This is a genomic window from Maridesulfovibrio sp. (genome assembly GCF_963666665.1).
GTDB lineage: Bacteria > Desulfobacterota > Desulfovibrionia > Desulfovibrionales > Desulfovibrionaceae > Maridesulfovibrio.
The window spans coordinates 3,787,453-3,803,508 of record NZ_OY762999.1 but is presented as its reverse complement, the minus strand read 5'-3'; the positions used below and the strand labels follow the sequence as shown (position 1 = coordinate 3,803,508).

The window sequence follows — 16,056 nt, the reverse complement described above, 5'->3', positions numbered from 1 at the left end:
GCCAGACTAGCCACAAGTACATGAACTGTAGCTATACTCAGTCCTTTCGCGATACTCTTCCTGTTTACCCTTGTTCCAGCGGTTAACCGGGCGGTAGTAACCGACGATGCGGGTATAAACCTCAGCATCTTTACCGCACTCAGGGCATTCGAAGTGCTCACCGTAAAGGTAGCCGTGATCTTCACAGACAGAGAAGGTCGGGGTTACCGAGATGTAAGGAATCTTGGTGTTGGTCATAGCCTTGATGATGAAGTTTTTCAGTGCGGTGGTATCCGGAACTGCTTCACCGAGGAAGGAATGGAACACTGTTCCCCCGTTGTACAGGGTCTGCAGATCGTTTTGGTGTTCAAGAGCGTAAACAACGTCCTCGGTAGCACCTACGGGCAGCAGGGTGGAGTTGGTGTAGTACGGGGTATCACTACCGGAAGTGTAGATATCGGCATAGAGATTCTTGTCGATCTTGGCCAGACGGTAGCAGGTACCTTCACCCGGAGTAGCTTCAAGATTGAAGAGGTTGCCTGTTTCCTCCTGAAACTGAACAGTCAGGTCGCGCAGGTGATGCAGAACCCTCTGCATCAAACGGGAACCGGAGGGGGTATCGATGCCTTTACCCAGCAGGTTGTGGCAGGCTTCGTTACCACCGATCAGGCCGATGGTTGAGAAATGCCCCTTGAAACCGTTCTTCAGGTAACGCTGAGAGAAGGGGAACATGCCGTTCTCAAAATTGGCGGAAACCAGCTTACGCTTGTACTCCAGAGAATCCTTGGCCTGAGTGGCGTATTCGGAGATCAGATCGAGGAAATCTTCCTCACCCTGTGCAAGATAAGCCAGCTTGGGCAGGTTCAGAGTAACAACACCGATGGAACCGGTAAGGTCTCCGGCGCCGAACAGGCCACCGGTTTTCTTGCGGATTTCACGCAGGTCCATCTGCAGACGGCAGCACATGGAGCGAACGTCCTCGGGATTGAGGTCGGAGTTGATGAAGTTCTGGAAATAGGGTGCGCCATACTTGGCGGTCATCTGCAGCAGCAGCTCGCCCACTTCACTTTCCCACGGAAAATCCGGGGTAACGTTGTAGGTGGGGATAGGGAAGGAGAAGATACGGCCGTCGGAGTCACCTTCAAGCATGACTTCAACGAATGCACGGTTGATCATCTCCATTTCCACTTCGTATTCACCGTAAGTGGTATCCTGGAACTCTCCACCGATGATTACCGGCTCATTAGCAATGTGCTTGGGCGGAACCATATCAAAAGTGAAGTTAGTGAACGGGCTCTGGCCGCCCCAACGGGAGGTGGTGTTCAGGTTGAAAATAAGCTTCTGCACCATCTGCTTCACGCGGTCATAATCCAGACCGTCATGACGGACAAAGGGAGCGAGGTAGGTATCAACGTTGTTGAAAGCCTGAGCACCGGCCCACTCGTTCTGGAGAGTGCCGAGGAAGTTCACCATCTGTCCGGTGATGGAATCGAAATGCTTTGCAGGACCGGAAGAGCAACGTCCCTTAAGGCCGAAACCGTCCAGCAGCAGGTCACGCAGGGACCAGCCTGCGCAGTATCCGGCAAGGCCGAAAGAAAGGTCATGGATATGAAAATAGCCATGCTCGTGGGCAAGCCTGATTTCCTCAGGATATTTTTCAAGGCAGTAACGGGCCTGAACAGCTCCGGACATGTGCAGCATCAATCCCTGAAAGGAATGGCCCATGTTGGAGTTTTCATTTACGCGCCAGTCGGAACGGTCAAGGTAGCTTTCAATGGTTCCGGCGATATCGAGGTAGGTTTCATCCTGACGGCGCAGTTCGCGACGTTTTTCGCGATATATGATGTAGCGTTCGGCTACAGAGTAAAGACGGTTCTCCATGAGAACGAGCTGAACCATGTCCTGAACCATTTCCTGTTCAGGAACATCAACATCGATGAGCTTTTCCTCAACCTTGCGGCCAAGACGCTTACTCAGCAGAGGATCTTTGATTCCGCTGGCTTTCAAAGCTTTAAAAATTGCTTCTGAGATTCGCTCAGTGGACCATGATTCGAGACAACCGTCACGTTTGAGAATTTGTTTGGGCATTTAATTACCTGTAAAATTTGTCCGCACCCATCATCGCCTGCGCCAGAAAAAGAACGCAGAAAAGGAAGCAACCTCCCCAGATTGCAAGCCCACGGCTGAACCGTGCCTTATGGTGGTGTGCATTTTGACGCAGGTGACCCGGTAGGCGCATCCTGCAGGACTTTTAGAACCGGAAGAAAGTCAGAAACATAAGATTCCGGTCAGTTTGAACCGACCTGCCAAGCTGGTGTGACCTCCTCTAAACAAAAACATACCTATGAATTTGCATGGGAGCACCGGGCAGGCATGCTTCAGGCCGAGGTGCTGGCTCGGGGTCACACAGAGTGCTTCCCTGACAGCGGCAGTACCGCCCCGGATTCAAACCGGGTTCCCGACTAATCAGTTTCCATATGCTCAGAAAGCAGAAACAGATTCCTGAAGTGCTGACGACTTGATGGAGTCTACCAGACTGAAAAATTCGGTCAAGACTCTCTAGACTTTTTCTTAGATAATTGCAGTTCAGCCTTAGAGCCATCAGGCATAGCAGGTGTTGAACATAAGTTTTCCACAGTTGTTCCTTCGGTGTTCAAAAACTTTTAAGATCCTGATTTTGAGGAAAAAATATGAGCCTTGAAAACATTTTTTCAAGGCTCATATTTCGAACAAAAGTTTTCCACAATTGTTCTTAAAATGTTCATAACGCCAAACACACTCCTAAAACGCACTATTCATTTTTTCAATACAGCCGAGCAGGATCACTTTTTCTTCTTCAGAAAATTCAGAGGTCAACTCTTCTATGAGTCGTAGGTGCAGCCGGTCATGCTCCTCGAACATTTCCTGCCCGCTCTCAGTAAGCTCAACGATAATGGAACGACGATCGGTCTGGTGCGGTTTACGGCAGACAAACTCTTTATCTTCAAGGCGGTCTACCAGCACAGTCAGGGTTCCGGTGGTAATACCCATGCGCTGGGCCAGTTCCTTCATACGCATAGCCTTATGAATGCCGAGCACTTCAAGGGTATGCATCTGGGGCAGGGTCAGCCCTTTTTCACGGACCACATCATGCTCCCATGAAGAAAGCTTTTCGTAAAATTCAATCACCGCATGGTTGAGCTTGTCGAGCACATCCACCTCATATATTTAAATAGTTGTGTAACTGTATATCGCGAATGCGATGGTCATCACCCCGGCAGTACGCATTACCAGAGGCTCCACCCAATCCTGTTCAAGGGTGCGTACAAATGATGCCGCCCGGTAAATGGCATAGATCACAGCCCCAAGCGCAATAGCGGTTCCCACGGCATAACTGCCGAACACCGCTGTTCCCTTGAAGACACTGCCGGAATCAAGGGCATATTTATACATGATAGCGACAGTAGGACACGGCACGATCATATTCACAAACCCGATGGAAAAAAGTCCCCAAACGGTCACGCTGCGCAATGATGTTTTCCCGTGATTGCATGAACATCCGCAACCGTGATGGGAATGACCGTGATCATGATCGTGCTGATGGTGAACATGGTGGTCATGCTCCCCGTGCTCATGATCATGGTCATGGCTATGCAGCAGTTCCGGCTTGATAATCAGGATTGCCCCCAAGATTACCAGAATCAAGACGGTTATGATGTCCACGATGTATGTCAGTGAGTCCGGGATGGTCAAGGATATAGACCCCAGAGTAAGCCCAATACCGAGGCAGGCGAGAGTCGTCCCCAGAATGAACGCACTGGTCAGTGAAAAGACCCGTTTACCGTTCTTCTCGCCGTACACAAAAGGAGCCAGCACCAGCCATGAATGACCGCAAGGGTTGATCCCGTGAATCAAACCAAGAAACAGGCTGGACTGCATGGCAACTAGAAAGATTGAATCAAAATCCACTTTGAACTCCATATAGTTCGAAAATCGAATTAAACTTGTTTCAAGCTACTTAGCTCCAACTTAATTTGATTGTCAAACCATTTGTACAGCGAAATAAAATTACTCTTACAAAAAAGGCCCGTCCGAATCTAATCGGACGGGCCTGTAAGCTGTATTTTTCGTAGTTTAAAACTACTTTGCTATTTCAGCAAATGAACCGCGCAGTAAACCAGCAAGATCCTGCGGACTCAGCTCGATATCCAAACCGCGCTTGCCACCGCTCACATAAATGGTTTCAAAATTTTCTGCTGAGACGTCAATTACCGTGGGCAACAACTTCTTTTGCCCAAGCGGACTTACCCCGCCGACCACATATCCGGTGGTGCGTTCAACCAGCTTTACGTCAGCCATGGCTATTTTCTTGACCTTCACGGCCTTGGCCAGAGATTTCAGGTCGAGCATTTTCATGACCGGAACTACCGCTACAAAGAGATCTTTCCCGCTTCCGGCTACCAGCGTCTTGAAGACCCGAGCCGGATCAACGCCCAGCTTTTCCGCTGCTTCCTTGCCGTAAGCCTCGGCAGACGGATCGTGTTCATATTCGTGGACGTTAAACTTTATTTTCTTTTTCTTAGCTATATTAATTGCAGGTGTCATAGAGGCTTTCTACACAAGTAGGGTAAGGCTTGGCAAGACGGCTTAGCCCAGCATTTTGTCGATGAAACCCTGCGGAGTGATTTCATCCAGTTGCAAACCATAATGGTTGCCCAACTGAACAACTTGCGGCGGTAGCAGGCCGCAACGCTCAAGCAAGTCATTATTCATGAAAAGGTCCGCAACCTTTCCGTCAAACTGTTTTTTACCCTTCTCAAGACAAATGGCCCTTGAACAATTTTCAGCCACAAAATCCATATCATGACTGATAACAACCACTGTCCGCCCTGCATCCCTGAGCTTACTAATTTCGCTCTCAAGCATCAGAATCTCGCGCGAATCAAGTCCGGCAGTCGGTTCATCAAAAACAACTATACCCGTATCCATTGCCAGAACCGAACCCATGACCAAACGCTTACGTTCACTGAAACCAAGATCATGAGGATTACAATCCTTCAGTTCCTGCAGGCCCATTGAAGACAAAAATCTCTCGCCCAGTCCTTGGATACGATCAGCTTCATAACCCAGATTTTTTGGTCCGAAAATAATTTCATCCCATACAGTTGCCTTGCATATCTGATCATCAGGATTCTGAAAAAGCATGGCAACCATTCCTGCCAGCCGCGAAACTTTCTCCTCAGCGGTTAAAATACCATTTACTTTCACACTGCCGCTGGTTGGATGCAGAAGTCCGTTGAAATGACGGACCAACGTGCTCTTACCGGAGCCGTTATGACCGAGCAGAGCTACAATTTCGCCCTGATTCAGAGTCAACGAAATATCTTTAAGAGCTTCAACACCGGACGCGTAGCAGAAAGAAAGATTCGTTACCTCAATTGTCATTACGAACCTCCAGACCTTCAACAACTTCACCATAGGTCGTTGCCAGCGCCCGCCCTTCTGCCCAACGTGCTCGCTTCCGGGCCAGTTCGGCAACCTTACTGAAACGGGTCCAGTCCAAACCGATATCCTTGATTAACGGAGAGACAAGGACCTCAGCAGGCGGCCCGTCCAAAACGATCCTGCCTTCATGGAAGGCTATGACCCGATCGGCATAAATGGCGATGCTTTCCAAACGCTGTTCAGCGAGGACAATGGTTTTCCCCTTACTGCGCAAACTGTCCAAAATTTCAAAAACCTGCCGCGCCGCCATGGGATCGAGAAAGGTGGTCGGTTCATCAAGAACAAGCACAGGTGTATCGCAGGCCAGAGCAGAAGCAAGAGTGACTTTCTGCAATTGCCCGCCGGAGAGATGATGCGGAGAACGTTCGGCAAGATTTGAAAGCCCTGTCAAAACTAATGCTTCATCAACGCGCTCTAAAATCTCAGCACGGTCCACACCCCGGTTTTCAAGGCTGAAACCGACTTCCTCGGCAACGGTGAAACGAATACCCGAAAGCTGACGTTCAGGATGCTGCATGACTAAAGCCACGGATTCGGACAGTTCTGCCAAGGAAGTGGCAGAAATATCTTTACCGCAAACACGTACATTGCCATCAAACTCACCATGATAAAGCTGAGGAACGGCTCCGCACAGGGCATTGCAAAGCGTTGATTTTCCGCTGTTGTTGGCTCCGATCAAGGCTACGAATTCCCCTGCACCGATTTCAAAATTCAAATCATGCAAGGCAGGAGAAGCCGAGGAAGCGTAGCTGTAGGTAAAATTTTCAATCTCAATAGGTGACATAACTATAAAGCACTGTTTTGTAGATCAGGAGCAACACGCAAAGCAGCAACATCAAACATCTGCCAATCCGCTGCGCCGGGGAATCTGCGACCACCCGTATAGACGTTCGGACTCCCTTGGAGCTGAATCCACGCAATTCAAGGCCAATGGCCCGTTGTTCAATCTCGGCAAAAGCTCCCAGAATCAGGGGGGAAATCAATGGGGCAATAGAACGCGCCCTGTTCAGGAAGCTCCCTTCGGAATCAAGGCCCCGCGCCCTTTGCGCATCTTGAATAGTCTTCACCCGTGCCCGCATAGCCGAAAGCATGAGCAAAGGACTGCCGCAGACATAAGCAAGTGATGACGGCAAACCGGACTGAATCAGGGATGTGATCAAATCCGCCGGATCAGTACTGAACACAAAAATTAGCGAAGCAGTCAGAACTGTAACCAATTGCAGCAGGATGGTTGCGGCAAAGGCCAACCCTTCGGTATAAAGTGAAATCCCATAATATGAAACCAAGACACTGCTGTTACCGGGATAAAGCAGCCCGTGAATCGTAATCATGAACAGGGCAATGGGCAGCAGGGTACGCCAGACGAACTTCCAGACCCGTCCCGCAACCCCGGCCATTAATGCCAGTACCGCATTTAAAAGCAGCAACACCGCATCCGGCCAAGGTCCGCCCGGAGCACAATAAACCGCCACCCCCGTGAGCAGTACGAATGTAAGCTTGCTCAGGGGGTGGACGGAATGGATACAGGATTCTCCCTCATTAAAAAGGGAAGTACTTTCATTCGACAAAGACTTTTCCCTTATGCCTTTGCCAGCGCAGGAAAACGTGCAGCTGTTCTTGCGGGAAGGCTCTTCACAATACCCCAGACCAGCACGGCTGTGGCAACCTTGTCGATAACATTAGTGGTGAACACGGTCACAACAACGGAACCGAAAAGATCACGGCCCAATGCCAACAGATATGCCATGGCAAAGTCAGCACCGCTTCCGGTAATACCGCCGAACATGTACAGGCGGATAGGCACGGCAACAACAGAGTTGAATACGGTAATGATCAGACCAGCGATAATGGAGGTCCACCATGTTTTAAACATACCCATACGGGCACAGACACCGGCGGCAATACCGATTACCATTGCTACCGGGGCAAAAGCTGCGGCAACGGGGGAAGAAATAACGCCCCAGATCAGGTTGGTGATAAGTCCGGCAAGTCCACCTGCCCATGGTCCGGCAAGTACACCCACCATTACTGTTCCTATGGAATCAAGAAAAATTGGCAGCTTAAGCAAAGAGACAAGCTGACCAACGGCAATATTGATGACGATTGCCACGGCAATCAGAACCCATGTAAATGTTGTAAAATCCTTTTTAATCTGCTCGCTAACACCCATCCCACTCACTCCTTATTTACCGGTTTGTGATTTGATTTCCAGTTCCGGATAACCGGTCTGGGGGTCGAAACTTCTCAGAAAGGAATATTCCGGAAAGACAGCCAGCACTATTTCAGCAGTAGTGTAGACCCTGCTCCCCTCCATCAGATGCGCACCGATGGTTTTGCCTTCCCCGTCGGATATGGCGATATGAAAATGCGAGCCGTAGTGTGAGAGCACCCCGGTCAGGGATACTATCTCAAAATACCCGCTTAGCTCCGTGCTTTCGCCCTGATTGGCAAAACGCAGGACGGCCTTGGTCAGACTGCCCACACAGGTAAGCACACATGCGGCTTCAATTTTCTTTTCCTGCGCAATACGTTCCAGTTCAAGCAGGAGGTCCTGCCCCGGACTGAATCTAACCGCCAATGGTTCCATACAACAACTCCATTCCTGATTAAGATTGGCCATTCCTTTAAAGGAGCTACAAATACATCACCATTTTAAATACTTCCAATCGGAATTAGAGATAATTCAACATAACATGCATTCAGAAAAACTATATCTTCGCTAATAATAAAACCCCGCCAGCATGACTGACGGGGTTTCTTATGTACTGAGCAAGGCAGAAAGCCTGCCCGTGTTTTAATTATTCAGAAACGGTCTGGGGCTGGCCCTGAGCTGCGCCTTTGTAAAAGACAGGAATATCATCGCTGCCCAAAACGTTTCTACGCAGCTGATCTTCGGGAAGCTCAGCCCAAGCGCTCCTGTTGGAGAAGTAGAAGAACACACCCATTGCCACCCATACAACCATGCACCAACGGGAAGCTTCACTGATGTAAGCCGGGGAACCGGGAATAAGCAGCAATACGATGCAGAAAACTGAAGCAAGGGTTCCCATGCCGCAGCAGAACATCTTCAGAGAACGCTGGTCAACATCGGTAGAACCGAGGATTACACGACGTGCAGCAAGGCAGGAGAACAGGTAACCGATACCGGTACCAACAGAACTCATATCAACAATCCAGACAATAACGGAACGTCCGGCAAAAGGAGTGAGCAGGACAATGGCGATGGTGAACAGGATTGCTTTGTAGGGTGTGCGGTACTTGGGATGGATATCGCCGAACCATGAAGGCATGATTCCGGCACGGGCCATACTAAGCAGCAGACGGGAAGTAGCAATGTAAAAACCATTAATACCGGTGCAGACAGCACCCATAACGGCACAGGCCAAGACAACAGCACCAAGCTTACCGAAAGCCATGGCTGCAACTTCACCAGTAGCCCATGCAGTACCGCCGGCAGCGCGCATGGCATCCATTTTAGCCAGCATTTCAGGAACCGGGATGGCAATACCTACTGCAAGGGTAACCAGAGCATAAAGAACAAGACCGCAGAGAATGGCGATGATCATGATGTTGCGTGCGCGGGAAGGCTCGAAAGTGAATTCCTCTGCAGCCTGCGGAACAGTATCAAATCCGGCGAAAAGAAAGGGGGAGATAGCAAAAATGATCAGCACGCAGGAAATCATGGAGCGGTGCTCGGCGAAAAGCGGAAGCAGGTTTCCTACTTCAGCAGTTTCAAGGGAAGCGGAACCGGTGAACAGGGAAACAATACCGATGGTCAGCAGGAAGGTCAGCATGACCTGAAATTTACCTGCAAAGCTGTTACCACGGTAGTTCATCCAACCGAAGAGCAGTGTTGCGGCAGTCATCAGGATTACCTCACCGGTATAAACCTGCCATCCTGCAATTGAATACAATGGACCGAACTCAAAAACACCCGGGAATAGGAAACGGAAAATCAATGCCAGAGCGGCAACGTCGATGCCGATGATAGCTATGTACCCGAGCACGAGTGCCCACCCGCAGACAAAAGCCGCAGTCGGCCCAAAGCCGACATAAGCATATGCAAACGCGCCGCCAGCAACAGGGGCGTACTTAATCATGTAGCTGTAGCAGACAGCTACGAAACAAATAAGAAATGCGCCGACACCGAAGCCGATCAGGGTCCCCATGATACCGGCCTGCGGAAGAAACATATCACCGGGGAGAACAAAACAACCCCAACCTACGATTGACCCCAGCGCCAGTGCCCAGACCTGAGCGGGCGACATTGATTTTTCTAATTCCAGTTTTTCTTGTGACATCAGATTATCTCTTTGTTTTATGAGTTCACGGCAGACTTCCCCTGAACTTCAAGGTGTCCAACCCCGGCAGTTGTTCCTCCTCGAACAATGTCCGGCAACTGCCTGCTGCCGCGTTCCGGTCGGCGAAAAATGGCTGCACCATCCAACATTGACCGGACACATTCCGCCATGATTCTGCTAAAGCAGCATGGCTCTCCTCTCCTTTGCAAAGAGCGAACGATATCTGTACACTTTCAATCACCTGATTCAGCAGCCCTACCAAAAGCTGCTTGATCATTTAAGCAAACAGGATGCCAATTCGTGAAATTCTTCACCATCATCTTAATATTCAGAAATAACTGATTTATTTTTTCAAACTATCATCAATGCCAATAACGCAAACTCAATAATTTTTTATTTTTCAAAAGTTTTTTTTATTTTTTTATAAATTTCTTTAATTCTCCTAAATCCCATTCAAAAGCAGCCGATTACTCACCCGCGCCAAGGTGATCATTGACTTAACCAATCAAATCAAGACCATATCTAAAAACATCCAATCTCATCATGAAAAATCGCCGAAAAGGCATCCCCTTTGCAACCCGGAAGATCGTTATTTTTTTCATTAAGGAGGCTCCCATGGCCGAAAATAAACGGACCCAACTCATTGAGCAGATCATCAAACTGGAACTGGATATGTTCCTTGCTGTTAATAACCGCGGCGGCACCTCACTTTGTCAGGAGCGTCCCGAATCCTTCCGCATCATGCGCAACATGACCCACTCTGTCCTCCCGGACGAGTATCTTGAATCATATCTCGCGGACCTTGAGCAGGCCGCCACGGACAAGCGCAACCTCATGACTGAAAAATATGCGCTCATGGAAGGCCTTATCCCGGTGCAGAACAATTCCCCGGCAATTACCGAAATCGTATCCATGGAAAGCGAGTGGCGCAAAGAAGTTGCCGCCCAGTTCCCACGCTCGGTACACCCTGACGGTCACCAGTCCTTCTGCATTTATCTCGGCAGCGAACTGCAGACCTATTCACCCAAAACCTTGGACATCTATCTTGCTTACGCACAGTCCGTGCAAGAAAAACACGGCAACCTCGTACGCGAAAGATACGAAATCCTTATGCGCATGCTGGGTTACGAATCCCTCACCCACTGCGAAGAATCCATAGCCAAACCCGCAAAGTAAAATTTCATGTTTGATTCACCCCATACCCTTGTATTCCTGCTCTGGCTGATCGGCGGATTTGTATCCGGGGTCAGCGGTATCGGCGGGGCCATGGTCGCTGTTCCGGCAGCGGCCGTGTTTATTCCCATGCAGGAACTGGTGCCGCTTGCCTGCCTGCTGAACGTAATCATGGACGGCTCCATCGCGGCCATGCATTTCCGCCATTGCCGCTGGTCCGCACTCAAACCGCTATTGGTCGGTTCCGTACCCGGAGCCTTTGCCGGACTGTACATCCTGACCTTTGTATCCAGCTCCATCCTGCAGGGAGCCGTTGGTGCGCTGCTCATCTACTATGTGTACTGGCAACTCACCTTCAAGGTCGAAAAAACTCACCCGGAATCATGGTCGCGGGGCAGTGCCGCCGGATTCGGTGCCAGTCTGCTCGGCACCGCCATATCCTTTGACGGACCGCCCATCGGAGCTTACGGACTCTACGTTGGATGGCAGCCGCGGGTATTCCTCGGCACCCTCGGCGTCTTCTTCGTAATCCGTGCCACCTTCACTTGCGTACTCCAAGCCGGAGCCGGGCTGATTACCCCCGCTGTAATTGATTACGCCATCTACGGAGCTCCGGCCACACTCATCGGAACCCTGCTTTCCTTCCCGGTCACCAAGCACATCAATCAGGACCTGTTCCGCAAAGTGCTCATGACTGTGATTGCTTTAGCCGGGGTCGTCTGTTTATTTCGATCTTTTCTGTAGATTTAATAATCGTCTTCAATTCCAAGCTGCTGAATCTTATAGCGCAGACCGGCTCCAGTTATCTGCATTATCCGGGCGGCCTTGGCAACATTGCCGCCCGTTACCTTAAGCACATTCCTGATGCACTCGGTCTCATACTGCTGCACACAGCTTTTAAGCGGAACCACGCTGTTACGCTTGATCATATTGTAATCAAAGAAATTCTTCCCGAGCATGGAATCATTGATCTGCTGCGGAGCTGCGATTTCAGAACGCGGAACAGCGGGCATAAACGACTTCTCGCAGGCCTCGCGAAAATGGCGAGGCAGATTCTCCACACCGATGGAAGTGCGATTCCCCAGTAAAGCCAGACTTCCCTCAATAACGTGCAATAACTCACGCACGTTACCGGGCCAGTCGTAATCAAAAAACATCTGCACAACATCCGGTTCCACCCCGATCAAAGCTGGTGAAATTGTCTGCTCCGAACGGGCAATAAAAGAACGGGTAAGCACAGCCAGATCCTCCTTGCGTTCCCGCAAAGGAGGGATGGCCAGACCGACAACGGCCAGACGATAAAAAAGGTCACTGCGCAGAATACCTTCACTTACAGCATTGAGAGGTGCTTCGTTAAGAATGCTGATCACCCGCACATCTACGGGAATTTCTTTTTGTGAACCGAGCCTGCGAACCCGCTTCTCCTGCAAGACACGCAAAAGCTTGGCCTGCAAGCCCAGAGGCATGGAGTTAAGCTCATCAAGCAGCAGGGTTCCGCCGTTGGCTTCCTCAAATAAACCGGGCTTGTCAGGGGCGTCGGTGTAGGCACCTTTGGAGGTACCGAAAAGAATGGCCTCAAGCAGGTTTTCAGGAATAGCTGCACAGTTCTCGGCAATGAAAGGCTTGTCCCGACGGTCACTTTCCATGTGGATGGCCTGAGCAAAGACCTCCTTACCTGTGCCGCTCTCACCCCAGATCATGACATGGGAGGAAGACTTGGCAGCAGTTCGGGCCTCGGCCAGCACTTCGCGCAGGGAATCATCCTCGCCGACAAGGGAATCAAAGGTGTAGTAGGAATAATCCTTATCGCGGGAAGCAGGCTTACGTGATCTCTTATTGCTAACGCCCAAGGGAACTGAACCGGTCCAGAGAGTAAAGGTGATAACCCCGTCCTTGCGACCCTGATCATAGAGCGGAAAGAAGTCGGAAACAGTCCCGGCAAGGTAATTGTTGGTGGTCTTGTAGAGATAGCTTTTGCGCAGGATGGGTTCACTTTTGCGCAGACACTCCACAGTGGGAATGCAATCCAATTCATGCGGCACGTAAAGTTTGGTAATATGCTGCCCTTCCACATGAATTCGGGTAAAGCCGTCCGCCCTGCGCTGGATGGGATTCATATACTCGCAGTAACCTTCGGCGTCCACCACAGCCACGCCGAGTCCCAGATCATCCCAGATAGCAATCATCTCAGGAGTGAGCATGCTGCGGCGACTGACATTAAAAAACTTGTCCTTGCTAAAATACATTTTTCACAACCTCTCTATTTATCCGGAAAAGCCAGACAAGGCTTGAATCTCCGGCTACTGATTGGGTCGATAAATAAAAAAATATTTTTTAGCAAACCAAAATTTTCTTTAAAAAAGAAAAATTTCTTTCTTTTTACTTTTTTTCACACACAACACAATCAAAACAGATTGTGAGTATTTAAACATCATAATTACAGAATGTTAGGTATAATTTTATTCAAAAAAAGCATCTCTGGCACAGCCCGTGCTAGTGACGAAATTAACAAGCGAACGAATCGCACTTTCAATCTACCTAAAAGACCAAAAACAATAGCACAATCACAGGAGATGGAAATGAATACAACTCTGTCTGCAAAAGAAGAAACCCAGACTGCCGCAGGATACGGCATCAATTGGGATACAGCTGAAGACCGCGTCAAGGAACTCAAAAATTTTCTCATGAACGCTCCCCAGATCATGGACCCCGAGCGTCTCAAGTTCCTGAACGAAATTTATGAAAAGCATCAGGGTGAACCTGTAGTATATATCCGCGCCAAACTTTTCGAACGCGTACTGACCCAGAAAAAAATATTTCTCGACGGCAACCCCATCGTAGGTACCCTTACAGGTGTCCGCGCAGGTGTTTACGCATACCCAGAATGGAACGTTTCCTGGATCAAAGAAGAAATGCAGATGGCCAAAATGGCTTCCCTCGGTGAAATGAAAATTCCCGCCGAGACTCAGGAACTGCTCGAAAAGACCTACAAGCTCTGGAAAGGCCGCACCTGCGTCGACCAGAACAACACCATGTACAAGGAAAAGTACGGAGAAAGCGCCAAAAAGTACGCCAAAGCCGGCATGTACTACGAAAACGTTTCCGTTGCTTCCGGTTCCGGTATTGCCGACTACGGCCTGGTGCTGAATAAAGGTATTCGCCACCTCATCGAAGAAGTTCGCACCCGTCTCACCGAGACCCAGAACACTCTTGCAAACAGAGACAAAATCGATCTCTACCGTTCCATGCTGATCACTTTTGACGCGGTAATCAAACACTCCCACCGCTATGCTGATCTTGCTGAAAAAACCGCTGCGGAAGAGTCCGATCCCAAAGTAAAAGCAGAACTGCTTGAAATCGCAGAAATCTGCCGTCGCGTTCCTGAACACCCGGCCCGCAACTTCCGTGAAGCTATCCAGTCCTTCTGGTTCACCCACCTCTGTGTAGCAACCGAGCAGATGGCTTGCGCTGTTTCCCCCGGTCGTTACGGCCAGTACATGTACCCCTTCTTCAAGAAAGACATTGATGAAGGCAACCTGACCCGCGAGCAGGTTCTGACCATGCTCAAGTTCCAGTGGATTCGTCACCTTGAACTGGGTGAATATCAGGGTAACTCCTACGCACTGACCCTTTCCGGCCACACCGGACAGTCCATGACCATCGGCGGCGTAGACAAAGACGGCCGCGACGCTTCCACCGAACTGGAAGAGCTCATGCTCGAAACCCAGATTCAGATGAAGAGCATTCAGCCTACTCTGACCCTGCTTTACCATCCGAAGCTCAAAGAATCTTACATGCAGAAAGTTGTTGAGTGCATCCGCGGCGGTTCCGGCCAGCCCCAGATCCTGAACAACAACGTAGTCATCCAGCGTACTCTTGCCCGTTTCGCACAGTACCCCGACGGCATAACCCTTGAAGATGCACGTAACTGCGGTAACTACGGCTGCGTATCCACCGGCGTTTGCGGCAAAGGAAGCTTCATCACTCAGGAAGACCAGCCCTGCCTCGCAAAAGTAGTCGAACTGGTGCTCAACAACGGTAAATGCCCTGTGACCAAGAAAATGGTCGGTGCAGAAACCGGTGATCCCACCACCTTCGAAACTTTTGAAGACCTCTACGAAGCAGTAAAAGGACAGCTGGACAATCTGTTCCGCATTTCCCGCGCCCACTCCGATCTCAGCCAGATGGCACGCCTGCAGGTTGTACCGAGCGTATTCCGCTCCGCCATGTACGACGGCTGCATTGAGAAAGGTATGTGCGAAGAAGCAGGCGGAACCCGCTACCCGCAGGTTAACCCCATCATGACCGCAGGAGTTGACGCTGCCAACTCCATCCTTGCCATCAAGCACCTTGTTTACGACACCAAGGTTGTAACCATGGACGAACTGATCAAAGCACTTAAGGCCAACTTCGAAGGTTACGAAGAACTGCGCCAGATGTGCTTTGACGCTCCCAAGCACGGCAACGACTACGAAGACGTACAGGCATTCGTACAGCGTTTCTACCGCGATGTGGATGAAATCCACCACGCTCAGGGACCGGACTGCTTTGGACAGCGCACCCCGCTGGATGCATACTCCCTGTCCTACCACAACTACTTCGGCGGAATGATGGGTGCTCTGCCCAACGGCCGTAAAGCTGGTGTGGCTCTTACCGACGGTAGTGTTTCCGCAATGCCCGGCACTGACAAGGAAGGTATCACTGCTCTGATCAAATCCGGTGCAGAAGCAATCGACACCGTCCGCTACGGCGCGAACCACTTCAACGTGAAATTCTCCCCCTCCGTGCTGGAAGGTCCTCAGGGTGCTAAGACACTGATCTCCCTGATCAAGACTTACTGCGACTTCGGCGGATCCCACATCCAGTTCAACTGCGTAAGCTCCGATACCCTGAAAGATGCGCAGCAGAACCCCAAGGATTACTCCGACCTCATCGTCCGTGTTGCGGGCTTCAGCGCCTACTTCACCAGACTGGACTGCGGCGTACAGAACGAAATCATCAAACGTACTGAATACGACGCTGGCCGTTGCTAGATAAGAAACATTCATATTGCGAAGGAGAGGACGTCATCGGCGCTCTCTCCCTTTCGCAGACCTTCACGACGGCTCAGTCCGCCGCG

General features: G+C 50.2%; 15 protein-coding genes and 1 riboswitch. Of the genes, 3 read left to right on the top strand and 12 right to left on the bottom strand.

Annotation, left to right across the window (positions count from 1 at the left end; genetic code table 11):
* Positions 1–6 precede the first annotated feature (6 nt).
* The 11 genes from ACKU40_RS17415 to ACKU40_RS17365 form a co-directional block, all read right to left on the bottom strand.
* Complete coding sequence (locus tag ACKU40_RS17415; RefSeq protein ID WP_320174055.1) at positions 7–2,067, bottom strand: ribonucleoside triphosphate reductase; 2,061 nt, start codon at positions 2,065–2,067, stop codon at positions 7–9.
* Between the two features lie 275 nt (positions 2,068–2,342).
* Positions 2,343–2,500: riboswitch (cobalamin riboswitch) on the bottom strand.
* 260 nt (positions 2,501–2,760) lie between these two features.
* Entirely contained in the window at positions 2,761–3,171 is a 411-nt protein-coding gene (locus tag ACKU40_RS17410; RefSeq protein WP_320174054.1) for a MarR family transcriptional regulator, read from the bottom strand.
* Between the two features lie 15 nt (positions 3,172–3,186).
* A complete protein-coding gene (locus ACKU40_RS17405) occupies positions 3,187–3,927 on the bottom strand; it encodes a sulfite exporter TauE/SafE family protein (protein WP_320174053.1) in 741 nt (246 codons plus the stop codon).
* Positions 3,928–4,098: 171 nt separating this feature from the next.
* A complete protein-coding gene (gene ybaK, locus ACKU40_RS17400) occupies positions 4,099–4,563 on the bottom strand; it encodes a Cys-tRNA(Pro) deacylase (protein ID WP_320174052.1) in 465 nt (154 codons plus the stop codon).
* A gap of 42 nt (positions 4,564–4,605) precedes the next feature.
* On the bottom strand, positions 4,606–5,403 hold the full coding sequence (locus ACKU40_RS17395; RefSeq protein WP_320174051.1) for an ABC transporter ATP-binding protein: 798 nt from the start codon (positions 5,401–5,403) through the stop codon (positions 4,606–4,608).
* Positions 5,393–6,247, bottom strand: coding sequence for an ABC transporter ATP-binding protein (locus ACKU40_RS17390; RefSeq protein WP_320174050.1), 855 nt, complete (start codon positions 6,245–6,247; stop codon positions 5,393–5,395). The genes ACKU40_RS17395 and ACKU40_RS17390 overlap by 11 nt, the downstream gene beginning before the upstream one ends.
* Positions 6,234–7,031, bottom strand: coding sequence for an energy-coupling factor transporter transmembrane component T (locus ACKU40_RS17385; RefSeq protein WP_320174049.1), 798 nt, complete (start codon positions 7,029–7,031; stop codon positions 6,234–6,236). Before ACKU40_RS17385 ends, ACKU40_RS17390 begins: the two co-directional genes overlap by 14 nt.
* A gap of 11 nt (positions 7,032–7,042) precedes the next feature.
* Positions 7,043–7,633: an ECF transporter S component gene (locus tag ACKU40_RS17380; RefSeq protein ID WP_320174048.1), complete on the bottom strand. Its 591-nt coding sequence runs from the start codon at positions 7,631–7,633 to the stop codon at positions 7,043–7,045.
* Between the two features lie 12 nt (positions 7,634–7,645).
* Positions 7,646–8,050, bottom strand: coding sequence for a PPC domain-containing DNA-binding protein (locus ACKU40_RS17375; RefSeq protein ID WP_320174047.1), 405 nt, complete (start codon positions 8,048–8,050; stop codon positions 7,646–7,648).
* A 211-nt stretch (positions 8,051–8,261) separates the two neighbouring features.
* Complete coding sequence (locus tag ACKU40_RS17370; RefSeq protein ID WP_320174046.1) at positions 8,262–9,764, bottom strand: APC family permease; 1,503 nt, start codon at positions 9,762–9,764, stop codon at positions 8,262–8,264.
* 17 nt (positions 9,765–9,781) lie between these two features.
* Positions 9,782–9,934 (bottom strand): hypothetical protein, encoded by a 153-nt coding sequence (locus ACKU40_RS17365; RefSeq protein WP_320174045.1) that lies wholly within the window; start codon positions 9,932–9,934, stop codon positions 9,782–9,784.
* Positions 9,935–10,379: 445 nt separating this feature from the next.
* Between ACKU40_RS17365 and ACKU40_RS17360 the strand changes: the two genes are divergently transcribed.
* Positions 10,380–10,940 (top strand): DUF4125 family protein, encoded by a 561-nt coding sequence (locus ACKU40_RS17360; RefSeq protein WP_320174044.1) that lies wholly within the window; start codon positions 10,380–10,382, stop codon positions 10,938–10,940.
* A 6-nt stretch (positions 10,941–10,946) separates the two neighbouring features.
* Positions 10,947–11,681, top strand: coding sequence for a sulfite exporter TauE/SafE family protein (locus ACKU40_RS17355; RefSeq protein ID WP_320174043.1), 735 nt, complete (start codon positions 10,947–10,949; stop codon positions 11,679–11,681).
* 2 nt (positions 11,682–11,683) lie between these two features.
* On the opposite strand, the gene ACKU40_RS17350 is transcribed toward ACKU40_RS17355, so the two are convergent.
* A complete protein-coding gene (locus ACKU40_RS17350) occupies positions 11,684–13,183 on the bottom strand; it encodes a sigma 54-interacting transcriptional regulator (RefSeq protein WP_320174042.1) in 1,500 nt (499 codons plus the stop codon).
* A gap of 333 nt (positions 13,184–13,516) precedes the next feature.
* Between ACKU40_RS17350 and ACKU40_RS17345 the strand changes: the two genes are divergently transcribed.
* A complete protein-coding gene (locus ACKU40_RS17345; RefSeq protein WP_320174041.1) occupies positions 13,517–15,970 on the top strand; it encodes a glycyl radical protein in 2,454 nt (817 codons plus the stop codon).
* The last annotated feature ends 86 nt before the right edge of the window (positions 15,971–16,056 follow it).